Annotated in this window: 17 protein-coding genes; 9 read left to right on the top strand and 8 right to left on the bottom strand. The window is 61.0% G+C overall.

From position 1 onward, the window contains the following. Positions 1-138: 138 nt before the first annotated feature. The 8 genes from ABD919_RS16765 to ABD919_RS16730 all read left to right on the top strand — a co-directional run bounded on the left by ABD919_RS16765 (position 139) and on the right by ABD919_RS16730 (position 10,161). On the top strand, positions 139-600 hold the full coding sequence (locus ABD919_RS16765; protein ID WP_345237195.1) for a c-type cytochrome: 462 nt from the start codon (positions 139-141) through the stop codon (positions 598-600). Between the two features lie 92 nt (positions 601-692). Beyond that, positions 693-1,640 (top strand): enhanced serine sensitivity protein SseB C-terminal domain-containing protein, encoded by a 948-nt coding sequence (locus ABD919_RS16760; protein WP_345237194.1) that lies wholly within the window; start codon positions 693-695, stop codon positions 1,638-1,640. Positions 1,641-1,788: 148 nt separating this feature from the next. Then, positions 1,789-2,661 (top strand): DUF3667 domain-containing protein, encoded by an 873-nt coding sequence (locus ABD919_RS16755; RefSeq protein ID WP_345237193.1) that lies wholly within the window; start codon positions 1,789-1,791, stop codon positions 2,659-2,661. A 185-nt stretch (positions 2,662-2,846) separates the two neighbouring features. After that, a complete protein-coding gene (locus tag ABD919_RS16750) occupies positions 2,847-4,205 on the top strand; it encodes a M20/M25/M40 family metallo-hydrolase (RefSeq protein ID WP_345237192.1) in 1,359 nt (452 codons plus the stop codon). A 30-nt stretch (positions 4,206-4,235) separates the two neighbouring features. Next, complete coding sequence (locus tag ABD919_RS16745) at positions 4,236-5,951, top strand: hypothetical protein (protein ID WP_345237191.1); 1,716 nt, start codon at positions 4,236-4,238, stop codon at positions 5,949-5,951. A 280-nt stretch (positions 5,952-6,231) separates the two neighbouring features. Next, positions 6,232-6,849 (top strand): prolipoprotein diacylglyceryl transferase family protein, encoded by a 618-nt coding sequence (locus tag ABD919_RS16740; RefSeq protein ID WP_345237190.1) that lies wholly within the window; start codon positions 6,232-6,234, stop codon positions 6,847-6,849. Further along, a complete protein-coding gene (locus ABD919_RS16735) occupies positions 6,731-8,080 on the top strand; it encodes a hypothetical protein (RefSeq protein WP_345237189.1) in 1,350 nt (449 codons plus the stop codon). The genes ABD919_RS16740 and ABD919_RS16735 overlap by 119 nt, the downstream gene beginning before the upstream one ends. Before the next feature lie 107 nt (positions 8,081-8,187). Then, positions 8,188-10,161 (top strand): T9SS type A sorting domain-containing protein, encoded by a 1,974-nt coding sequence (locus ABD919_RS16730; protein ID WP_345237188.1) that lies wholly within the window; start codon positions 8,188-8,190, stop codon positions 10,159-10,161. Between the two features lie 235 nt (positions 10,162-10,396). Here ABD919_RS16730 and ABD919_RS16725 read toward each other — a convergent pair whose 3' ends face one another. Then, entirely contained in the window at positions 10,397-12,985 is a 2,589-nt protein-coding gene (locus tag ABD919_RS16725) for a type IA DNA topoisomerase (protein ID WP_345237187.1), read from the bottom strand. A 253-nt stretch (positions 12,986-13,238) separates the two neighbouring features. Between ABD919_RS16725 and ABD919_RS16720 the strand changes: the two genes are divergently transcribed. Continuing rightward, positions 13,239-13,676, top strand: coding sequence for a hypothetical protein (locus tag ABD919_RS16720; protein ID WP_345237186.1), 438 nt, complete (start codon positions 13,239-13,241; stop codon positions 13,674-13,676). Here the strand turns inward: ABD919_RS16720 and ABD919_RS16715 are convergent. The 7 genes from ABD919_RS16715 to ABD919_RS16685 form a co-directional block, all read right to left on the bottom strand. Beyond that, positions 13,673-14,275 (bottom strand): HD domain-containing protein, encoded by a 603-nt coding sequence (locus ABD919_RS16715; RefSeq protein ID WP_345237185.1) that lies wholly within the window; start codon positions 14,273-14,275, stop codon positions 13,673-13,675. The genes ABD919_RS16720 and ABD919_RS16715 overlap by 4 nt on opposite strands. 354 nt (positions 14,276-14,629) lie before the next feature. Then, a complete protein-coding gene (locus ABD919_RS16710; protein ID WP_345237184.1) occupies positions 14,630-15,325 on the bottom strand; it encodes a carbonic anhydrase in 696 nt (231 codons plus the stop codon). 70 nt (positions 15,326-15,395) lie between these two features. Then, positions 15,396-16,934, bottom strand: a complete 1,539-nt coding sequence (locus tag ABD919_RS16705) for a SulP family inorganic anion transporter (RefSeq protein WP_345237183.1) — start codon at positions 16,932-16,934, stop codon at positions 15,396-15,398. Between the two features lie 224 nt (positions 16,935-17,158). Continuing rightward, complete coding sequence (locus tag ABD919_RS16700; RefSeq protein ID WP_345237182.1) at positions 17,159-18,568, bottom strand: sensor histidine kinase; 1,410 nt, start codon at positions 18,566-18,568, stop codon at positions 17,159-17,161. A 117-nt stretch (positions 18,569-18,685) separates the two neighbouring features. Then, a complete protein-coding gene (locus ABD919_RS16695) occupies positions 18,686-19,366 on the bottom strand; it encodes a response regulator (RefSeq protein ID WP_345237181.1) in 681 nt (226 codons plus the stop codon). Positions 19,367-19,496: 130 nt separating this feature from the next. Continuing rightward, on the bottom strand, positions 19,497-20,885 hold the full coding sequence (preA, locus tag ABD919_RS16690) for an NAD-dependent dihydropyrimidine dehydrogenase subunit PreA (protein WP_345237180.1): 1,389 nt from the start codon (positions 20,883-20,885) through the stop codon (positions 19,497-19,499). A gap of 91 nt (positions 20,886-20,976) precedes the next feature. Then, complete coding sequence (locus tag ABD919_RS16685; RefSeq protein WP_345237179.1) at positions 20,977-22,296, bottom strand: FAD-dependent oxidoreductase; 1,320 nt, start codon at positions 22,294-22,296, stop codon at positions 20,977-20,979. Between the last annotated feature and the right edge of the window lie 26 nt (positions 22,297-22,322).

The following is a 22,322-nucleotide window of genomic DNA, read 5'->3' as shown; positions in this document are numbered from 1 at the left end:
GCTTGGTGCTTGGTGCTTGGTGCTTGGTGCTTGGTGCTTGGTGCTTGGTGCTTGGTGCTTGGTGCTTGGTGCTTGGTGCTTGGAGAAGCTATTCGGCTGGGCTGCTCGCCGCAAAAAACCGCTTTCTAATTCCGAAAAATGACAGAGTCTACCCCCATAAATCGTCAGCCTCCCCCTCTCCTGCGGAGAGGGGGCTGGGGGGTGAGGTTTCTCGCCAGCGCCGTTCTCACCCTCCTGGCCGCGGGCTGCTTTTCCAACAAGAAAAACCAGGGCCAGCGCCTCTACGCCGAGCACTGCGCCAGCTGCCACGGCGACCAGGGCCAGGGCCTGGCCCGGCTGATTCCGCCCCTGGCGGGGTCCGACTACCTAGTGAAGCACCGCGACGAGCTGCCCTGCTTAATCCGCCAGGGCCAGCACGGCCCGATTACCGTTAATGGGGTGCTCTACAACCAGGTAATGCCCGCCCACCCCGAGCTAAGCCCGGCCAAGCTCACCAATCTGCTTAATTACATCGAAAGCCACTGGGGCAACGAAACCCGGCCCCGCACCATCCGCGAGGTACAGCAGCAGCTGGTTGGCTGCCCGCAGGTAAAGCCATAATCTTCCTGCCGGTTTCTCAAACAAAAGCAAGCCCGGGCACCGCCAAAGTTGGCGCTGCGCCGTAATTTGCGCGACTAACCTACTCCTACCCTATGGGCCTTTTTGATTTTTTGAAGAATAAGCCAGCCGAAGACAAACCAGCGACTCCGGCAACTCCCGCTACCCCAGCTACTCCGAATTCGGCACCCGCCGGGGCCGACAAGCCGGCCACTGGCCCGCGCTACCAAGGCTCCAAGCACGTGGCGCCGCCCGCCCCGGTGGCGCCCCCGCCGCCGGTGTATGCCGCGCCCACCCCGCCGCCCCTGCCCTTCCAGCCCGAGAACGTGCTGGAGCAGCTCCTGCTGCTGGCTGCCAACGATGAGAACGCCCGCCCCGCGTTCTACCAGGCCCTGCTGCAGGAGGAGATTCTGATGATTCTGGCCCCCCAGGAAGGCATGCAGCCCGGCGAAGTGACCCTGAGCGAAGGGCAGGAAATTCAGCTGCAGATTCTCAGCGACGGCAAGCTGCCCATCTTCACCTCCCCCGCCCGCCTCACCGATGGCGGCCAGGACCAGCCCGTTAGCTACGTGCGCGTGCCGGGCCATGCTTTCTTCAACATGGTGCAGGGCCAGGACTGCGTGCTCAACCCCTTCTCACCCGCCGGCAAGCTGCTGCCCAAGGACGAGCTGGCCGCCCTGCTTGCCGGGCAGCTCACCGGCGCCATGCCGCCCAGCGGCGACACCCAGGTGCTGCTGAGCCAGCCCGAAGAATACCCCGCCGCCCTGGCCGACTCCATTGCTGCCTGGGCTGCCAACCAAGCCCACATCGAAACGGCCTTCCTGGCCCAGATGACCATGGCGAACGCCCCCGACGTGCCCCGCCTGCTGCTGGCTTTCGAAAGCAGCGCCGCCGACCCGGCCTCCCTGCAGGAGCTGGGCCCCGTGCTGCAGGGCCAGACCGCCAACTACCAGTTTGTGGACCTGATGCTGCTCGACAAAACCTCGGAGGAAGGCGTAAACCCTTACTTCCGCACCATCGAGCCGTTTTATCGTCGGGGCTAAGTCTTTCCCTCCCGTCATCCAAGAGCCCGTTGTTGCACACAACGGGCTTTTTTTTGCCCACTTCCGAGGGCAGGTACAATCCTGCGGGTGGTTAGCGCCCGGCAAAACGGCCACCGCGGTGTGGGTGCCGGGCCTTATCATTGCGGCTATGAAGTCTACCTCCCTTTCTAATACAGGCGTTGCTGTGAATCCTGCCTGTGCCAGCTGCAGCACCCTTTTGGCTGGTGAGTTCTGTCATGTCTGCGGTGAGAAGCAGCTGCATCGGCACGACTACAAGCTTGCCCATTTTGTGGAGCACGCCGTGGATATACTAAGTCATTTCGACCTGCGGGTTCTCCGCGACCTGTGGGCCCAAGCACGGCGCCCAGGCTGGCTGGCTGCCGAATGGCTGCAGGGCCGTCGGGTAAAGCATGCCCCTCCGGTGCAGCTCTTTCTGATTACCAACCTGCTGTTTTATCTTCTGGCCAGTGTCAGCCACTTCAGTCCTTTCGAAACCAAGCTGCAGTTCCACCTTTCCAATCAGCTCTATGGGCCCTGGGCTCAACGTTTGGTAGAGCAGTACCTAACAGGCTCCGGCACCAGCCCTGATACCTTCGCGGAGCGGTTCGCCAACTCGGCCCATATCTATTCCAAAAGCCTGGTATTTCTTTTTGTGCCACTGCTGGCCGTACCGCTTTGGGCGCTATTCTGGCGGCAGCGGCGCTACTTCGTGGAATGGCTTAGCCTGAGCCTATACCTTTTTGGCGGGATACTGCTGGTGTTTGCGGCAGTGTCGTTGCTGTCACTGACCGCCAAGCTGCTGCCCGGAACTGGGTGGACGCTCGACGACGTGCTGGTCACCAACCTCATGTTTGCGCTGTGCACGACCTATGCCTGTCTGTTTTTCCGCCGGGTTTTTCCGGAGCGCTGGGCCTTGCTGCGCTGGGCCAAAGGGATTCTTTATACCCTGGCTTTTTTGCTGGTGCTGGTTTATATCTACCGCTTCATCCTGTTTGTAGTCTGTTACTGTATCAATACGTAAAGCTGGCTTGTTGTGCCCCAGGTGAAGTAGCGACGCAATATTTTGTAAGCACTCATCTGCGCCATCCCGGCTGCGTTAAAGGCCTGCTCTGCTTTCTCATGGTTCGATGAGAGGATGCGGGCCTGAGGTCGTCAGGCTGATGCCATAGCTTCGTTTAATTACCAAACAACCACAGTTTCATGTGCATGAAATCCGCTTATCTGCTCTGTTTTATTCCTTTTGCCGTGGCGGCGCAGCCCAAGCCAGCCTCCCTCCTGCCCAAAGCCGACCCGGCCATTCAAAAGCTGGTGGACGACATCTCAGCTAAAAACCTCGAAGCTGATATTCGGGGCATGGTGGCTTTTGGCACCCGCCACACCCTGAGCGAAACCGATAACCCCAAGCGAGGCATCGGGGCTGCCCGGCGCTGGGTATTCGACGAATTCCAGAAGTACAGCAAAGCCAGCGGCGGCCGCCTAAAGGTGGAGATGGACACCTTCACGGTGCGGCCCGACGGGCGGCGCATCAACAAGTCGGTGCTGATGGCCAACGTGCTGGCCACCCTGCCCGGCACCGACCCCACCGACACCCGCGTGCTGCTCGTGAGCGGCCACCTCGACTCGCGGGTAAGCGACGTGATGAATGCCACGGCCGACGCGCCCGGCGCCAACGACGACGGCAGCGGCGTAGCCGTGGTGATGGAGCTGGCCCGGGTACTGGCCGGCCAGCAGTTTCCCTGCACCCTCAAGTTTGTGGCCGTGCAGGGCGAAGAGCAGGGCCTGTACGGCTCGCGCCACCTGGCCGAGCGTGCGAAAAAAGAAGGCTGGAACCTGGTGGCTATGCTCAACAACGACATTGTGGGCAACTCCCGGGGCCACGACCCGGAAATTGTGGATGCCAACCACGTGCGCATCTTCAGCGAAGGCGTGCCAGCCGCGGAAACGCCGGAGCAGGCCGCCCAGCGCCGGCAGCTCAGCAGCGAGAACGACTCGCCCAGCCGGCAGCTGGCCCGCTACATCCAGCGCACGGCCCAGCTCTACGGCAGGGGCCACCAGGTGGTGCTCGAATACCGCCCCGACCGGTTCCTGCGCGGCGGCGACCACACGCCCTTCAACCAGCAGGGCTTCGCGGCGGTGCGCTTCACGGAAATGAACGAGGACTTCACCCACCAGCACCAGGACCTGCGCACCGAGAAAGGCCGGCCCTACGGCGACGTTGTTGAGGGCGTAGACTTTGCCTACCTGCGCCGCAACGCCGGCGTGAACCTGGCCACCATGGCCAGCCTGGCCCTGGCCCCGCCCGCACCCCAGAAAGTAGAAGTGCTCACGGCTGAGCTCACCAACCGCACCCAGCTGCGCTGGCAGGCTCCCACCGGCGTCCCCAAACCCGCGGGCTATGTGGTGCTGGTGCGCGAAACCAGCGCCCCGCAGTGGCAAACGCGCTACCAGGTAACTAGCCCGAGCATCGACCTGCCATTGAATAAAGACAATTTTATCTTTGGCGTGGCATCGGTGGATGCGGCTGGCCACGAAAGCACGTCGGTACTGCCCGTAGTAGCCAGATAACCTACCCATTCATCACCTTACTCTGCACGCATGAAAAAGCTTTTACCCAGTCTCCTGTTCTCAGCCTGCGTTCTGACTGCTCAGGCCCAGTGGACCAACAACGCCGCCCTCAACACTGCCGTGCAGGACTTGGCCGGAGTGACCGAGGCCACGCCCATGTCGGCTCCCGGGCCTACGGGTGGCACCTGGGTATCGTGGTTTGAGCAGGCTCCTGGCAGCAGCTACATAATGCGAGTGCAGCTGCTCGACCGCAACGGCAACAAGACCCTGGGGCCAAATGGCCTGTTGGTCAGTGCCAACCCGCAGTCGACTGCCTTGTACCGCTACGACCTGAAGAGCGATGCTGCCGGCAATGCCATCCTGGCTTTCCAGGACACCCGCTCGGGCAGCAACACGCAGTGTGTGGTGTACAAAATCAGCCCATCGGGCACCCAGCTGTGGGGAGCCAACGGCATTCAGCTGCTCGACCCAGCGGCTACCTCCGGGCTGGCACCGGCCATTGCCGTGCTCAACAGCGGCAACGTGGTGGTAGCCTGGAACTCGAGTGGTACCGGGCGTCCGGCGGTGGCGATTCAGAAGTTTTCGCCGGCCGGCACGGCTCTCTGGGCCACTCCCATGCGCCTGCAGGATGCCAGCGCCAGCATTGAGCGCCCCAAGCCCCTGCCCACCGGCACCGACGACGTGCTGCTGCACTATGTGCGGCGCAGCGGCGCCGGCCTGGGCGTATCCACCATGTTTGCCCAGCGCTTCGATGCCAGCGGCACGGCCGTTTGGGCCAGCCCCACGGCCGTAAGCGACAAGGCCATTGGCTTTGCCTTTTTCCCCGAGCCCATCAGCGACGGCCTGGGCGGCTACTTTGTGGCCTTCAACAGCGGCAACCCCGCCAGCGCCAGCCTGGGCGACGTGTACGTGCAGCGCGTGCGGCAGGACGGCAGCACCTGGAGCACCTCCGGCACCCCCGCCCTGGCCGGTACCGCCACGGCCCGCTTCGACGGCCGCCTGCAGTATGTGCCCTCCCAAAATGAGCTGTATGTGGCCCTCACCGTTACCAACACCAGCCAGTCGCAGTCGGGCATTGCGTTTCAGCGCCTGAATCCCAACACCGGTGCCGTGCTGAGCACCGGCCCGCAGGCCAGCACCGGCGTGGAGGTGTTTGGCATCGACGCCTCGCTGTATTCGGCCCAGGCCCTGCGCGATACCGGAGCCGGCCTCATTGTGGTGTACACCCAAAACACGTCTGCGCTCAACCGCCTGCTGGCCGCCACCCGCCTCAGCTACAGCGGCGCCACCGGCACCTTTCCCACGGGCAGCGGCAACATCATTCTCAGCAGCGCCGCCAGCGAGAAGCTCAACTACTCGGCCCTGCCCTATGCCAGCAACCAGCTGGTGGTGGTGTGGGCCGACCGCCGCACCGACGACGGCATCTATGCGCAGACCATTAACGACAGCGGGCAGCTGGGCGTAATAACCGGCACCCGCACCGGATACCCGGCCCTGCCCCTGACGCTGGTACCCAACCCCGGCGCGGCCCCCGTTCTGCAGCTGAGCGCCGGACAAGCCCAGGCCGCAACCCTGCTGGTGCACGATGTGGCCGGCCGGGTGGTACACCAGCAGGCGGTGGTACTGCCCGCCGGCCCGTCGCGCATTCTGCTCGCTGCCCCGGCCCTCGCAGCAGGCCTTTATACGATAGAGCTCAGCATAGACGGCTTCACCTGGCGCGGTCGCTGGGTTAAAGCCCAGAACTAAGCCAGCATACCTTACCTCTACCTCAAGCCCAAAGCTACCTTCGGCCGCTTTCAGTGAGCAGCTGTGTAACTCAGCAGCTGACCAAGCCTGTGCGGCAGTACTCCAGCGTTTGTAATGTCCTTTTCCGACTCGGCAAGCTTCTCTTCTCTTAGCACTTATAGTACATAGGGCCGACTGGAGAAGTCATCTTTACAGGAAGTTTACCTAGGCCCACCGAAGCTGGCACAATAGCTTAGCTTTCTGGCTGCTATTCGCCAGGCGCTGCCTTCTTGCTACCATCATGCACCTTCCCGACCCACACGGGCACGGCTATTACACCACGTTTTACGTGCTGGCCGTGCTCACCACCTTGCTGCTTGCCTTGTATGAAGGGCACAGGCGGCGGTACCCCCTTCGCCCCTGGCTGGTGCTGCTGGCCTGCTGGCTGCTGGCATTTATCGTTGGTACCAAGCTCATTACCATTCCTGCAGCATCGTGGCTGCCCCTGCTGCAAGGGCAGCCCTGGCCTGTGGATACGGCCCGGTCGGTGCTGGGTGGCGCCGTGAGCGGTGGGCTGGCCGTGCTGGCCTTGCGGCGCTGGCTGGGCCTGGGCTGGTCGGTATTCGATGCCCTGGCCCTGCCCCAGGCACTGGGGCTGGCTGTGCAGTGCGTAGGCTGCCTGCTCACGGGCTGCTGCTTTGGAGCTGTTAGCCCTACCGGCCTGGTGGGCCCAGCTGGGGGCCGGCCTTATTCCCGCTACCGCTCCACACTCCCTGCCCGTGGCCCCAACGCAGCTGCTCATGCTGGCTGCGTGCCTGCTTACGGCTGCGGCGCTGTGGGGCGTCCGGCACAAGCCCTGGCCGGCTGGAAGCAGGGCACTGCTGCAGCTAAGCCTGCTGCTGCTGGGGCGCTTTGGTAGTGAGTTTCTGCGCGACCCCGCCGGAGAGCCGGTAGCAGCCACGCCGGTACGCTTTGCCGGCCTGGAAATGATGGAGCTGCAGTGGATACTGCTTCCCTGCGCCCTGCTGGGCCTGCTTGGCTGGCATTGGCGGCGCACGGCCGCCGTCCCCGGGGTGGAGCAGCCTGCGCCACCAGCCAGCTCGCCGATGCGCAACCTTTTGGCCGTGCTGGGGCTGCTGGCGCTGGCAGCCGCACTCGGCCCCGGCGCGCTAACTGTTCCCGAAGTTATGGTCGTGAAAGCCTTGCTCCTGGCCGTGCTGGTACTGGAAGGCGGCGCCTTTGTGCTCCGCAGCACCCAGGCTCACACAACTTCTGGCCGTACCCGCCTGGCAGCCCTGCCGCTGGCCCTGGCTTCGGTTGTGCTGCTCACCAGCCAGGTAGAGCCCACGCCCGCTCGCAGCCCCGCCCCCGCACGCCCGGCTGCACCCACCACCGAAGAGGCTCCCGGACGGAGCCTGCGCATTAGCCTGGGCAGCCGGCAGGGCTGGTACGATGAGTCGATTGTCAACACGAATGGTTGTGGCACCGTGCAGTACGAGGCCTTATACCAGCATAGCTACCGGGTGGCCGGAGGCGAGGTCGCATATACCTTCAACCCCAAGCAGAACGGCCAGCCCGCCACGGTTGGCCTGGGTGCGTGGACGGGTAGTGAGCGCCAGTCGGTGCGCATCATCAACCGGAGCAACCCCAACGCTGCTCCGAGTACCTATACCTCCAGCCTGCCTTTGTATTCCTTCAACCCGTTTATTGCCGGCGAGCGGGCACCCCTGCGGGGCTTTGGCTTTGGCTACCGCATCGGGCTGCATTTTGGTGAGCTAAACTATCCGGCTGCCGACCAAAACCAGCCCACCGCGGAGTGGAGAACCGCGATGCCTGACTTTATGCTCTGGCTGGGCGCACGCCCCAAGTTATTCGGGCAAGTCGACATTGGCAGCGGTATGAATGCGCTGGGTACCTATACCCTGCGCCAGGGCATCGGAACAGGATTGGGAAAGGTCGACGGACGTTTCCTGCTGGGGGGATTTGCCGTCTCCTTTCACGACCCAAGCAAGCCTATGGCCTTCCTGAGCGGCAATCTTCCGGTAGTAAAAACCGGCCTGAGCATTGAGCCCTCGGCAGCCTCAGATTTCGATAAAAACCACCAGTTCAACTTTCGCTTCAGCTACCAATTAACTTTCAAAAAGAAGTAAGCCCCACAGCTTTATCGCAGGTGGTGCCTTTCTTACCTTTACCGGGAAGTAGGGCACTGCTTTTTATTGAACTACCTACTGGCTTTTCTCCACTTCCACCCCTTTTTATGAAGAAAGTTCTTACCCTGCTCCTGGCCGCTGCCCTGCCCTTAGCAGCGGCGCAAGCCAACAACCTTGAGGTGGTTTACAACGGGTTTTCACCGGCCGGCTCTACCGCGTACAACATCGCCGTAAACGTAAGCTGGGAAAACTCCTGGCGCGACTCCGAGAACTGGGACGCCGCCTGGCTATTCGTGAAGTACCGCATTCCCGGCAGCGGCGTGTGGCACACCGCCACACTGGCCACTTCCGACGCAGCTCACACCGTTCCGGGCGGGGCTGTACTCAATGCTGCGCTGGATGGCAAAGGTGTTTTTGTATACCGGGCTGCCCTGGGCTCGGGCAGCTTCTCTGCCCAGAACCTGCAGCTGCGCTGGAATGCTGCCGCCGATGGGGTGCCCAGTGTTTTTCAGAGCATTCAAGTAAAGGTTTTTGCGGTGGAGATGGTGCGCATACCAGAAGGTGGCTTCAACATCAACTCCGGCGCTTTGGCCAGCACCAGCAATGAGTTTCTGGCGGCGGGCTCCTCCCTGACCCGCATTACCAGCGAAGCGCCCCTGGCGGCCGGCGCCATCCGCTGGGTAAACGAAACCGGCTCGGGCGGCAGCGGCAACGAGCTGACCATTGGCGGCACTAGCTACAGCGGCTCTACCGCCCTGGGCGCCAACTACCCCAAAGGCTTTGCCGCCACCTACTGCATGAAGTATGAAATCAGCCAGGGCCAGTACACCGACTTTCTCAACAGCCTGACCCGGGCGCAGCAGATTCGGCGCGTGCCCACCAACATCAGCGGCGACAGCCCGGCCGGCGGCAATATCTACGTGATGGCCAACACCAGCTCGGCTGCTACGGCCTTCCGCAACACCATTACTTCCCCGGCTTCGGGCATGGGCACCAGCCAGCCCATCACCTTCGGCTGTGCCCGCCCCGACCGGGCCGCCAACTTCCTCATCTGGGCCGATGGCTCGGCTTACCTGGACTGGGCCGGCCTGCGCCCCATGACGGAGCTGGAGTATGAGAAAACCTGCCGTGGCCCGCAAACCGTGGTGCCCGGCGAATTCGCCTGGGGCAGCACCACCATTGGCCGCGCCGCCAACATCAGCGGCACCGAAGACGGCACCGAAACCACCGATGCCACGGCCAACATCGCCTACAACGTGAGCGGAGCCACGCCCTACGTGTCCTTCGTGGGCGGCGATGGTGGCGACGGCCCCCTGCGCAACGGCATTTTTGCCCGCGCCAATACCACCCGCGAGCAAGCCGGCGCCAGCTACTACGGCGTGATGGAGCTGAGCGGCAACTGCTGGGAGCGCTGCATCACCGTAGCCGAAACCGACGCCGGCTTTGCCACCAATGCCGGACAGTTCAACCTTAACAACAACGGCGACGGCGAGCTCGACGCCAGCGGCGACCACAACGTACCCACCTGGCCCCTGGCCGCCGATGCCCGCGGCTCCAACTACCGGGGCGGCAACTGGAGCCGGCACCGCGAGTGGGCCATGGTGGCCGACCGCACCTACGGCGGCTTCGGCGACCCCAGCCGCACCTCTCACCGCGGCATGCGCGGCGTGCGCTCGGCCAGCACCGTTAACCCCGCGAACCCGCTGGTGAGCCTGCCCGCCTTTATCAGCCCCACACGCTACCAGGGCGGCAGCTTCGATGGCCACGCCGTGGCCTCGGGCTTTATCACCAACATCTCGGGTACCCGCCCGGCCTGTGCCACCTGCGCCGGGGTAACCGCCACGCTGCTACCTAACCCGGTTTCGGAAACGGCCACGCTGCGCCTGAGTGGCCGCCCGGCTCTCACCGATGCTACCCTTACCATCACCGATGCCCTGGGACGGGTAGTGCGTAAGCAGCAGCACCTGCGCGGCCTGGAGCTGCAAATCAGCCGCAACGGCCTGGCTCCGGGCATCTACCAGTACCAGGTAAGCGAGCACGGCGAGTGGGTAGTATACCCCGGCAAGCTGGCGGTTGAGTAATTGTCTGAACCACGGATTGCCACGGATTTTTCGGATTTTGTAGACGATTATGGTCTGAACCACGGATTTTTCGGATTAAACGGATTTCACGGATTTCGTGAATGGTGCGGACGTAAAGACATTAGCTTACCAAAACAAGAAAGGTCTCCCCAATGGGAGACCTTTCTTGTTTTGGGACTTCAGGGAATCGTCTACAAAATCCGTGAAATCCGAAAAATCCGTGGCAATCCGTGGTTCAGACAAACACCGGCACCACGCGCCCGTCCTCTACCTTCAGTGCCGCATCGTACTTCTTGCCGGTTTTAGAAGAGACAAAACCTTTAATAACGCCGGTTTCGCCGCGGCGCAGCAGCTGCTTGATTTGCGTTTCGCTGAGTTGCTTGCCGCCCCACTCGAAGGCTACCCGGAACTGGCAGTCTTCGCGGAAGCGGGAGCAGCCGTAGGCCGCCTTGCCTTTGAGCATGGTGCCCAGCTTGCATACCGGGCAGGGAATCTGCCCCGGGTCGGTGGCCGTGCTGGGCTTGCTCTCGGCCGCTACAATCAGCGTGGGCTGCTGGCTGGCATCGAGGCTGATGGCTGCGTCGAACTTCTGCCCGTCGGCCCCCACAAAGCCTTTCATGATGGGCGTGCGGCCTTTGGCGAGCAGGGCTTTCACCTGCGGGTCGCTCAGCTTTTTGCCCTGCACCTCGGCCGGCAGCCGGAACTGGCAGCCTTCGCGGAACCGGGCACAGCCAAAGGCCGTTTTGCCCCGCAAAATGTGGCCGGTCTTGCAAGCCGGGCAATAGCCCAGCCCATTAGCTCCGGGCACCTTCGCCGCGGCTTTAGGTACGGTCGCAACAGCGCCCGATGCCGTCTGGCTCCCCCCTCTTCCGGTGGCGAGGGGGGCCGGGGGGGTGGGGTTAGCGCCGGCCGACGACGACGTTACGGCCCGTCCGCTGGCGTCCTGCTTTACTTCCTGCACCATTTCCTGCACCAGGCCAGTAAGCTCCTGCAGAAACACTTCCGACGACAGTTCGCCCTTCTCAATCTGGCGCAGCTTGCGCTCCCACTGCCCGGTCAGCTCGGCCGACTTTAGTGTGGGGTTGCGAATCAGGCCAATCAGCTCGATGCCGGTGGGTGTGGGCACAATACGCTTTTTCTCCCGCCGGATGTAGTTGCGCTTGAACAGGGTTTCGATAATAGCGGCGCGGGTGCTGGGGCGGCCAATGCCGTTTTCCTTCATGGCCTGTCGCATCTCCTCGTCGTCGATGTTGCGGCCGGCCGTTTCCATGCCGCGCAGCAGCATGGCTTCGGTGTATTCTTTCGGGGGCTGGGTCACCTTGCTGTCGAGCCGGGGCTGGTGGGGGCCGCTTTCGCCCTGCACGAAGCTGGGCAGGATGGTGCTGACCACGTCGTCGCCTTCTCCCTCACTGCCGGATTTGGCTCCCCCTCCCCCAGCGGGGAGGGGGCTGGGGGGTGGGGTCTGCTCTTCGGGGTTGCCGTACACTACGCGCCAGCCGGGGCTCAGAATCTGCCGGCCCCGCACCCGGAAGGGGTAGCCGGCTGCCTCCGCCAGCACCGTCGTGTTGCTTACCTCACAGTCGGGGTAAAAGGCGGCAATGAAGCGCCGGGCGATAATGTCGTACACGCTGCTTTCCATGCCCCCGCCCGGCCCGGCCGCGCCGGTGGGAATAATGGCGTGGTGGTCAGTCACCTTGCTGTTGTTGAACACCTTCGGCGTCTTGGGAATCTTGGCAGCCAGCAGCGGCGCCGTCAGGCTGTCGTAGCCGATGCCGCGCAGAATACCGGGAATCTTGGGGTACTGGTCGTCGGGCAGAAAGGTGGTATCCACACGCGGGTAGCTGACGGCCTTTTTCTCGTACAGGCCCTGCACAATTTTCAGCGTATCTTCGGCGGAGAGGCCCAGCTGGTTGTTGCACTGCACCTGCAGCGAGGTCAGGTCGAACAGCCGGGGCGGGGCCTCGCGCCCCTTCTTGATTTCGATGCTGGTGACCACCAGTGGAGCCGGGCGCACAGCCTCCAGCGCCTGCTGGGCTTCCTGCTCGCTCACGAAGTACCCCAGAGCCTTGAGGCGGGCTTTCTCATCGGGCTCGTCATCGGCGGCCTTAGCCTGCTTGGGCGGCGCCACGTGGCTGAACATGGTGCCGCGGTACTCGGTGCGCAGCACCCAGTAAGGCTCGGGCTTGAAGTTGCGGATTTCGTGGTAGCGGTCCACCAGCAAAGCCAGGGTGGGCGTCTGCACCCGGCCAATGCTCAGCAGCTGCTTGTCGTTGAAGCTGGTGTATTTCAGAGTAAACAGCCGGGTAGCGTTTAAACCCAGCAGCCAGTCGCCCACGGCGCGACTCTTGCCGGCCTGGTAGAGCGAGTCGAACTCCTTGCCGTCGCGCAGGTTGGCAAAACCTTGCCGAATAGCCTCTTCGGTCAGGGACGAAATCCACAGGCGCTTCACGGGCTTGCGGCACTTGGCCTCCATCAGCACCCAGCGCTGGATAACCTCGCCTTCCTGCCCGGCATCGCCGCAGTTGATAACCTCGTCGGCTTCGTCAACCAGCTTCTTGATGGTGTGAAACTGCTTCACTACGCCTTCGTCTCTGCGCATGAGCTTGATGCCAAAGGTGCTGGGCACCATGGGCAGGCTGTGCAGGCTCCAGCGCTTCCAGGTTGGGTCGTAGTCGTCGGGCTCCTTCAGCTGGCAGAAGTGGCCAAACGTCCAGGTCACCTGGTAGCCATTGCCTTCGTAGTAACCGTCGAGGCGCCGGGAGGCGCCCAGCACGGTGGCTATTTCGCGGGCCACGCTGGGCTTTTCGGCAATACAAACCTTCACAATCGCTGATTTATGCTGATAAACGGGATTCCGCTGATTAATAAATCAGCTGGAATAATCAACAAAGATACTGTTCGAAAAGGTCGCCTGGGCGCCGGCAGAGGCCAAAAAACTTCGCTTTCGTGAGGGCCTGCTTGCATGTTTCTCAAAAAAACTTCAACTTTGCACAACTCAGTATTAATACCTACCGTACTGCGTCTACTACCTATCCGGCCACTCACTCCAGGGGCCGTTGTATCCTGCCTGTCTGCTGATGCCCCACAGCATCCTACACTCTGAGCCTTACGGAGCCATTCTGTTGGCCAACGACGTTCCCTGCATTGTTGTGCAGTGGCACGGCTTTGCCAATAGCCAGCAGCTGCGTAGTCTGAAAGACCGGGGCCTTGCGCTCTATACGGAACAAACCGGTCGAACCCAGCCCCTGGGATGGATATGCGACACCCGCCACTTCAGCGCCGTCAAACCCGATGACCAGCAGTGGCTGGCCACCGACTGGAACCTGCGGGCTTTCCGGGCGGGCGTGCGCCACCTCTGCTTTGTTCGCCCCGAAAGTGTATTCGGGCAAATGTCGGTCGATACCTACATTGCCAATACCAACGCCAATTCGGCCTATTCCATCGTGCCGGCCCAGCACAACAGCATTGCTGCCGCCAAGCGCTGGCTGAAGCAGCAGCTGTTGGCCACCCATTAGCCTTGTGGCAGTCCTGTACCCTTCCAGGCCTGCAACTCGGCCTGCAAGTTCCGACGGGCGCTAGCTTCCAGTTTTTCGTGCATTTCAGCCGTGCGGAACAGCTTTGGGGTAGCCAGCATTTTTTCCAGCACCTTACAGCGTCCCGGGCGGTACAGTACATCGGGCACCACCCGGTATTCCCTCCGCACTTGCCGGGCATACTCCCAGTAGTCAGGCTCCGGGGCGCCCAGTATGCTCAGGTCGGCGTCCAGAAAGAATAGCAGGTCAGCGTCATCAGGAGGTTGGGCTTGGGTATGGTCGTGGGTGCGCTCAATCAAGTAGGCTACCCGCCGGCACCGGGATGGCTCCAGCGTCGAGTATGTAAGAAAATCCAGCGCCCATGCTGCACTGCGGGCTTCATTGTCTGACTTTAGGGCATTGTAAACGGCGTCATGAAACCAGATGGCCAGCTTTACTACGTCCGGGTCGAGGAGTTGTACCTGCTCTGCCCGGTTCAGCAGAGCGCCAATATGGGCCAGGGTATGATAATGACGCTCCGGGGCCTGGTAAGCAGCCATCAGCTTATGTAAAACCTCCGTACGCCGCTGACTATCGGGCATAAAAGATGAGGTGAGCTGTTCCCAGCGCATGGCACATGCTGCAGTATTCATTCGTAAGCTCCCAAAGGGTTGTGGAAAGTATATTTTATGGCTTTTATACCTGCAGCAGCGCACTTAGGTAATAACTGTGGCCGGCCACCCCTAGAGTTTGCTAAGCCGGCTGCAAGCAATGCCGCTGTTGCCCGTAATGGCGGCCGTACAAATGACAGAGCAGGGTAAATTAAGTGGTAGCATCCTGCTTTACTTAGCTAACTCACGAAAAAGGCCGCTGATGTTTCAGCGGCCTTTTTTAATGCTTTTGCTTGGTGAGTGTAAGCTTCAGCTACTAAGTGCATTCAGAACGATACAATTCTATCAGTCATCTGTCTTTGCTTTCTTCGATGCCCCCGCTTTCTGGGAAGCGTCCGCCCCCTGTTCGGGTTCCTTGGGCAAATCGGTGCTGTAAATGTGAGCAAATTCGTTGAGCTCTTCTGTATCTACCTCCAGGTCTTTCAGCAGCCCCTCGTGCAGGTCGTATACCAGGCCGTGCAGCTTGGGCGGATTGGGCTTCTTACGGGCATTCTGGATGATGCTGGTTTTGGCCAGGTTGCGCACCTGCTCAATCACGTTGAGCTCAACCAGGCGGCGCAGGCGCTCGGTGGGGTCCTGGATACGCAACAGCTCGGTTTCGTGCAGGCGCACTACATCGCGCACATTGGTGAGCCAGTTATCTATCAGGCCATACTGCTTGCTCGAAGCAGCAGCGGCTACCCCGCCGCAGCCGTAGTGACCTACCACCAGGATAACCTCAACGGCAAGCACCTCCACGGCATACTGCAACACCGACAGCAAATTCATGTCCGTGTTCACCACCACATTGGCGATGTTGCGGTGGGTAAACATCTCGCCAGGGCCGGTGCCGGTAATGGCGCTGCCCGGCACCCGCGAGTCGGAGCAGCCAATAAACAGATAGCGCGGCTTCTGGCCTACGGCCAGCTTATGAAAATACTCGGGGTCTTCGGCCAGCTTGCTGCTTACCCAACGGCGGTTGCCTTCCAGAATGTGGTCCATATAAAAGGAAGAAAAAGCTTAATTTGTGCTGTTTACGTGAAAAGGCTATAGAATTTGCAAAAATTACGCGTTAATGGCCAGCCACTTCTACGTGCCTGATACCTCGCAGCTCCACATCGATGCCTCGCTCTGGTGCGGCAATGCGGAATGACTCAATGGCTTCCAGCACGTCGTGGTCGATAACCTGTGACTTGCTACCGTCCAGAATTACCCGGGAGTTGTGCGGGATGCGCTCCAGGGCCTGCACAATGCTGGCTTTGTTGAGAAACGATACATGCTCCGACAAGCGCAGGTAATGGCAGCCGGGCTGGGTTTCGGTGTCGTCGACAATAAAAGCGGCTTCGGCATTGGCCTTAAGAATAAAGAAGAAACCTATGGCCAAGCCAATGCCCACGCCTTTGAGCAGGTCGGTAAACAATATGGCCACGATGGTCACAATAAACGGTATAAACTGCGACCAGCCCAGGCGCCACTGCATGGCGTAGAGCGCAGGCTTGGTGAGCTTATATCCCACCACCAGCAGCACCGCAGCCAGCGCCGAGAGGGGAATCAGATTCAGCAGCGAGGCGAGGAACAATAAGCTGGTAAGCAGCAGCAGGCCGTGAAAAAAGGCCGAAAGCCTGGTTTGGCCGCCGGCGTTGATATTGGCCGAGGAGCGCACAATAACGGCCGTCAGGGGCAAGCCGCCCAAAAGGCCAGCCACGATGTTGCCAGCCCCCTGGGCCATAAGCTCCCGGTTGGGCGGCGTTGTGCGCTTGTGGGGGTCCAGCTTGTCAACCGCCTCCACGCTCAGCAAGCTTTCCAGTGAGGCCACAATGGCAATGGTGCCCGCTACCAGATAGGTCTTGGACTTGGTCAGAAAGCTCCAGTCGGGCGACGACATTTCGGCCAGCAGCTCCCCAAACGATGACACCACGGGCAGACGAACTAAGTGCTGGGGCTTTATCTGCAGCGCCGGAAACGAGCTTTTAAACAGCTCATTGAGGAGAATAGATACGATTACGGCAATCAGCGCGCCGGGAACCAGCTTGGTAAAAGACAGTCGTTTGATGGCTTTGGTATCCCACAGCAGCAGCAGCAGCAGCGAAACCACGCCAATAATTACGGAGCCCAAAGCAATGTGCTTGGCCGCATTGGCGATGGCGGTAAACGTGTTCTGCCCGTTGAACTGCAGAAAATCCATGTCTTCGAAATAGTCGGCATCGGTACCCAGAAAGTGGGGAATCTGCTTCAGAATAAGCGTCAGGCCGATAGCAGCCAGCATGCCCCGAATCACGTTTACCGGAAAATACATCCCGATGATGCCCGCCTTCAAGGTACCCAGCAGTACCTGAATAACCCCAGCCACGACGGTAGCCGTTAGCACTGCCGGAAACGAGCCCAGCGTAGCAAGCGCCGAAAGCATAATGGTGGTCAGACCAGCCGCCGGCCCACTCACGCTCAGGGCCGAGCCGCTCAACCAGCTTACCATTACCCCCCCTACTATGCCCGTAATCATCCCAGCCAGCAGAGGGGCACCCGAAGCCAGCGAAATCCCCAGGCACAGCGGCAGCGCCACCAGAAACACAACCAGTCCGGCTGGCAGGTCCCGCCCTACACTGCCAAACATACCCGGTTTGTTGGTTGCGAATTCTTTTTTAATGGGATTTTTATTTGGTAACGGCGGAGCCGATTGAGGAAGCGACATAATACAATTTTAACTTGATAAGTTACTGACGTCGATAGTTGACGTAACAACACTACGGGTACGGGCTTAATGCCCTGTTAAAACCAAGTTAAAAGGGCATTAAAAATTCATTTATTTTTAATCTATTCGGAGCAAGCAGATACTGCTCAATTCATTGGTAGCTCCAGCTGTACAGTTGTTCCCTTTCCCAGTGTACTGCTTACCACAATACTGCCGCAGTGCAGCGCCATTATTTTGTAAGTAAGCGGCAAGCCAATGCCGTGTCCGGGAATTGCCCGGGTAGCTTCGGCCCGGAAGAAAGGCACGTATACCTGCTCTACATCCGCAGCACTCATACCGGGGCCCTGGTCTTGCACTTCCAGGCGCACTTTCGTCTCCATCGCCGTGAGTGTTGCTACAATGGGCTTGCCACTTTGCTGCCCCGTAAACTTGCAGGCATTGTCCAATACATTCAGCACTGCGGCCAACAACAGGGCCTCGTTGCCCTTCACGCGGTAGGGACGGGGACGGGTACGACGCCCTACCTCAACAAAGTCCAAATCTACCCAGGTGGTGGGATAACGCCGGTGTACTTCTTCGTGGGCCTGCAGCAACAGCTCATCCAAATCCAGCAGCGCCATGGGCAGCAGGGCGGGGTCATCTGAGGCCCGCGCAATCTGCAGGAGTCCGTTGGTGAGGTCGTTCAGCCGGCGGGCCGAATCAAGCGTGGCTTGTACCACGCGCCGGTACTCTTCGGGGCTGCGCTGGGGTAGCAGCAACGTTACCTCCAGCTGCCCGATGAGGGCGGCCAGGGGCGTGCGAAGCTCATGGGAAGCATCGCGCACAAACGTGCGCTGGCCCACAAAGGCCGTTTCGAGCCGGACCAGCAGCTGGTTGAAGCGCTGGGCCAGGAGAGACACCTCGTCCACGCCCTCGGCCTGCGATAAGCGCTTGGTAAGGTCCGTGGCCGTGATGCCATCTACTTCTTCCACCATCAGGCGCACGGGGCGCAGGGCCTGGCCGGCAAAAAACCAGCCACCAATCCCGACTACAATCAGGGAGCTTAACAACCCGATTATGAGAATTTTCTGCAGGCTATTGAGTTTGTCCCGGCCATCGGCATCTACCGATGAGGCAACCACGACAAAATCGCCACGCGCCGGGTCGCGGTACAGCAGGCCTACCGTCTGGTGGTAGTTGGAGCCGCGCTCGAGTACATCTTTCCCGGTTTTGCGCACATCACTCAGCCAGTCGCGTGGCACCGCCAGGGAATGGCTCGCCTGGCCTTCCCGAAATACCAATCGGTTCTGGGCGTCGTACACACTGGCTTCTTCTTCGGGCAGGGTGCGGTAGAACTGGCGCAGGTAGCCCCGGTACGAGGCTTCGCGCTCGGCACTGGCGCCGTTCAGGCCATCTACGTACACGTGCGCTACCACCCGGGCCCGGGTAAACAAGCTTTGCGTAAACGACTCCCGCCGGGCCTGGTAGGTCGAAAAATAAATGACCAGAGAAAACAGCAGCAGCGTCAGCGCCAGAATAGCTCCAAACTGTAGCGCAAGGCGCAGACGGATAGACATCCCTTTTTGAATTATGAATTATGAGTTATGATTTAGCAATTATGCTTCTTTAAGTATAAAGCCTAACTCCCAATAACTCATAATTCATAATTCATAATTCCCTTCATCATTCTCCCTTCACGCGCCTTCCTTCATCACGTAGCCCATGCCTACCAGGGTATGGATGAGCTTGGGCTCAAAGTCTTTATCAATTTTCTTGCGCAGAAAGTTGATGTACACGTCAATGACGTTGGAGCCCGTGTCGAAGCTGGTTTCCCAGACATCTTCGAGCAGGTTCACCCGCGAAACTACCCGGCCCTGGTGGCGGAGCAGGTATTCCAGCAGGGCAAACTCCCGTGCCGTGAGCTGAATGCCCTGCCCGGCCCGCTCCACGCGCTTCGCCTGCGGGTCGAGGGTGAGGTCGGCCAGGCGCAGCACGGCTGCGGCAGCCGGGGCCTCGTGGCGCCGCCGGGCCAGTGCCCGGATGCGGGCCAGCAGCTCCTGAAACGCGAAGGGCTTCACCAGGTAGTCGTCGGCTCCGGCGTCAAGGCCCCGGATTTTGTCGTCGGTCTCACCCAGGGCGGTAAGCATGAGAATAGGCACCCCCGAGTCGTGGGAGCGCACTTGTCGGCACACGTCCAGCCCGCTCAGGCCCGGCAGCAGCTGGTCGAGAATAATTAAGTCGTAGTCCGATGTCTGGGCCCGGTGCAGGCCCAACAGGCCATCGGCGGCTAGGTCTACGGAATGCTGCTGCTCGGTAAGTCCCTGGTGCAGGAAGGCTGCAACCGCCGGCTCATCTTCAACTAAAAGAATTTTCATAGGCGCAATTACTCTCAGATTTTATAACAAACCGGATAAAATCCCGCTGGTTTAATATTCTGCGCAGAAAAAGCAAAAGCCCACCCGCATTGTGCGGGTGGGCTTCCATTTGGTATTCCCAAACGCGGGCTTACGCCTCGGCCGGTACTTCCGTCTCCCCATTCAGCACGCGGGCTTTGCCGGGCAGGGTTTTGTGGCGCTCCTTGCCCAGGGCGGCGCTGGGCTCGGGCACCCAGTGGTGGCGGCCACCGGCCTGCTCGTCGTTGAACTCGGTGGGGGCCGTGCCGGCTTCCACCCGCTCCTTCCAGGTGAGGTGCTCGGTGCCGGCGTCGGTGCGCTCCATGGTAATGCACTGCTCTACGGGGCACACCAGCGAGCAGAGGTTGCAGCCCACGCAGTTCTCCTCGATGATTTCCGGCACGCGGGTGCCTTCGCGCAGGCGAATGGCCTGGTGGGCGCCGTCTTCGCAGGCGGTGTAACACAGCTGGCAGCCAATGCACTTGTCCTCGTGAATATTGGCCGTCACCTTGTACTTCATGTTCAGGTCTTCCCAATGCTTCACATTGGGCAGGGCCCGGCCCACGAAGTCGTAGATGGTGTTGAAGCCCTTCTCCACCATGTACTGCTCCAGGCCGGCCGTCATCTCGCGGATGATGCCGAAGCCGAAGTGCATGGCAGCCGTGCAAACCTGCACGCTGCTGGCTCCCAGCAGGATGTGCTCTACGGCGTCGCGCCAGTTCTCGATGCCGCCGATGCCGGAGATGGGCAGGCGCACGTCGGGGTGCTGGGCGCAGTTTTTCACCATGTTCAGGGCAATGGGCTTCACGGCCGGGCCGCAGTAGCCGCCGTTGGTGCCCTTGCCGTCTACGATGGGGTAAGGCGCAAACTTGTCCAAATCAACCCCTACAATGCTTTGAATGGTGTTGATAAGCGAAATGGCATCGGCCCCGCCGCGGCGGGCGGCCTGGGCCGGCTCGGTGATGTCGGAGATGTTGGGGGTCAGCTTTACGATGACGGGCTTCTGGGCCACTTCCATCACCCACTCCACAATCATCTGCAGCACCTTGGGCTCCTGCCCTACCGCCGAGCCCATGCCGCGCTCGCACATGCCGTGCGGGCAGCCGAAGTTGAGCTCGAAGCCGTCGGCGCCGGCATCCTGGCTTTGGCGCACGATGTCGTGCCACTCCTGCCGGCTCTGCACCATCAGGGAGGCAATAACGGCGTGGTTGGGGAAGCGCTTTTTCACTTCCTCAATCTCGCGCAGGTTGTCGGCCAGCGGGCGGTCCGAAATCAGCTCGATGTTGTTGAAGCCCACCAGGCGCTTGTCGCGGTAGTTTACTCCGCCGTAGCGGCTCGATACGTTCACGACGGGCACGCCCAAAGTCTTCCACACTGCGCCGCCCCAGCCGGCGTCGAAGGCTTTCATTACCTGGTAGCCCGAGTTGGTGGGCGGGGCCGAAGCCAGCCAGAAGGGGTTTGGCGACTTGATGCCGGCAAAGTCTATGGATAAGTCAGGCATAATGTAGCGCGGACTTTCAGTCCGCGTTTGGATGATTGGAGAATTGCAGCGGCCCCGCTGGCCGCCCCGGTTCGCGGACTAAAAGCCCGCGCTATTGTAAATAAGCGTGAATAGCCCGGGCGGTGGCCTTGGCTTCGGCGGCGGCATTCACTACTTCGGCGCCGCCGTTCATGGCATCGCCCGACGTGAAGTACTTGGGGTTGGTGGTTTGCCCGTTTTCACCGGCCACGATGCGGCCTTTGGCGTCCAGCTTCAGGCCTTCGATGAGGCCCAGGAACTCGGTCTGCTTGGCCTGGCCGGTGGCTTTAATTACCATGTCGCAGGGCTCGATAAACTCCGAGCCCGGCACCTCGCGCACCTTGCCGTCGGCAGTTTCGGTGCGCACGAACTTCACGCCCTGCACATGGCCGTTGCCTACTATCTCGACCGGGGCCACGTTGAACAGCCCTTTCACGCCCACGCCCTTGGCCAGGTCGTACTCGAACTCGTAAGCCCCCATTTCCTCTTTGCCGCGGCGGTAAGCCAGAATCACGTCTTCGGCGCCCAGGCGGGCCGACTCCGAAGCGGCATCCATGGCGGTGTTGCCGCCGCCCAGCACAATCACCTTGCGGCCCACGGCCACCTCGTGGTGGTGCTGCCGCAGCTCGGCGATAAATTCCACCGCCCCCATCACGTTGATGCGGTCTTCGCCGGGCAGGCCCAGCTCGGAAGTGCGGCCCAGGCCGATGCCCAGGAAGATGGCGTCGTACTTGTGCTCCAGCGCCTGCAGCTCGGCCCGCGAGGTGATGGGCGAGTTGTAGTGCACCCGGTAGCCCAGCTGCCCCTGCAGGTAGTCCATCTCGGCCAGGGTTTCCTCGTTGGTGATTTTGTAGGGTGCCACACCGTACACCGTCAGCCCCGAAGGCCTGGCCTTGGCCTCGTACACGTCCACCTCGTAGCCCAGCGTGCGCAGCTCGCAGGCAGCCGAGATGCCGGCCGGGCCGGCGCCAATTACGGCCACCTTGCGGCCATTGGCTTCGCCAGGCCTCATGATTTTTTTATTCTGCTCGATGGCCTGCATGGTGGCAAAGCTCTGCAGGCGGCCAATTTCAATCGGCTTTACATCCTGCAGGTTGTACACGCAGGCGCCTTCGCAGAGCACTTCGGTGGGGCACACCTTGCCGCAGGCATTGCCGAAGTAGTTGGCCTCGTAGATGGTGCGGGCCGCCCCGGTATCATTACCCGAGTTAATCTGGCGGATAAACTGCGGAATGTCGATGCCCGAGGGGCAGGCCTTAATGCAGGGCGCGTCGAAGCAGAACAGGCAGCGGGAGCTTTCGTACAGCGCCTCCGTGCGGTTCATGTGGGGCTTAAGCTGCGCGAAGTTGAGCTGGAATTCCTGCTCGGTAGTAGGCGTAGAAAATTCGGCCATATGTTAGTTGTCAGTTGCTGGTTGTC

The sequence above is a fragment of the Hymenobacter saemangeumensis genome, from assembly GCF_039541835.1.
GTDB lineage: Bacteria > Bacteroidota > Bacteroidia > Cytophagales > Hymenobacteraceae > Hymenobacter > Hymenobacter saemangeumensis.
The sequence above is the reverse complement of the archived record's forward strand: the minus strand, read 5'-3'. Positions and strand labels throughout refer to the sequence as shown.

What these genes read in the sequence shown, in the direction of transcription:
- ABD919_RS16765 (WP_345237195.1), top strand. Translation starts at nt 139, where the DNA reads ATGACAGAGTCTACCCCCATAAATCGTCAGCCTCCCCCTCTCCTGCGG.
- ABD919_RS16700 (WP_345237182.1), bottom strand. Translation starts at nt 18,568, where the DNA reads ATGTCTATCCGTCTGCGCCTTGCGCTACAGTTTGGAGCTATTCTGGCG.
- ABD919_RS16710 (WP_345237184.1), bottom strand. Translation starts at nt 15,325, where the DNA reads ATGGACCACATTCTGGAAGGCAACCGCCGTTGGGTAAGCAGCAAGCTG.
- ABD919_RS16705 (WP_345237183.1), bottom strand. Translation starts at nt 16,934, where the DNA reads ATGTTTGGCAGTGTAGGGCGGGACCTGCCAGCCGGACTGGTTGTGTTT.
- ABD919_RS16730 (WP_345237188.1), top strand. Translation starts at nt 8,188, where the DNA reads ATGAAGAAAGTTCTTACCCTGCTCCTGGCCGCTGCCCTGCCCTTAGCA.
- ABD919_RS16760 (WP_345237194.1), top strand. Translation starts at nt 693, where the DNA reads ATGGGCCTTTTTGATTTTTTGAAGAATAAGCCAGCCGAAGACAAACCA.
- ABD919_RS16695 (WP_345237181.1), bottom strand. Translation starts at nt 19,366, where the DNA reads ATGAAAATTCTTTTAGTTGAAGATGAGCCGGCGGTTGCAGCCTTCCTG.
- ABD919_RS16735 (WP_345237189.1), top strand. Translation starts at nt 6,731, where the DNA reads ATGCTGGCTGCGTGCCTGCTTACGGCTGCGGCGCTGTGGGGCGTCCGG.
- ABD919_RS16740 (WP_345237190.1), top strand. Translation starts at nt 6,232, where the DNA reads ATGCACCTTCCCGACCCACACGGGCACGGCTATTACACCACGTTTTAC.
- ABD919_RS16720 (WP_345237186.1), top strand. Translation starts at nt 13,239, where the DNA reads ATGCCCCACAGCATCCTACACTCTGAGCCTTACGGAGCCATTCTGTTG.
- ABD919_RS16750 (WP_345237192.1), top strand. Translation starts at nt 2,847, where the DNA reads ATGAAATCCGCTTATCTGCTCTGTTTTATTCCTTTTGCCGTGGCGGCG.
- ABD919_RS16745 (WP_345237191.1), top strand. Translation starts at nt 4,236, where the DNA reads ATGAAAAAGCTTTTACCCAGTCTCCTGTTCTCAGCCTGCGTTCTGACT.
- ABD919_RS16755 (WP_345237193.1), top strand. Translation starts at nt 1,789, where the DNA reads ATGAAGTCTACCTCCCTTTCTAATACAGGCGTTGCTGTGAATCCTGCC.
- preA (WP_345237180.1), bottom strand. Translation starts at nt 20,885, where the DNA reads ATGCCTGACTTATCCATAGACTTTGCCGGCATCAAGTCGCCAAACCCC.
- ABD919_RS16685 (WP_345237179.1), bottom strand. Translation starts at nt 22,296, where the DNA reads ATGGCCGAATTTTCTACGCCTACTACCGAGCAGGAATTCCAGCTCAAC.
- ABD919_RS16715 (WP_345237185.1), bottom strand. Translation starts at nt 14,275, where the DNA reads ATGCCCGATAGTCAGCGGCGTACGGAGGTTTTACATAAGCTGATGGCT.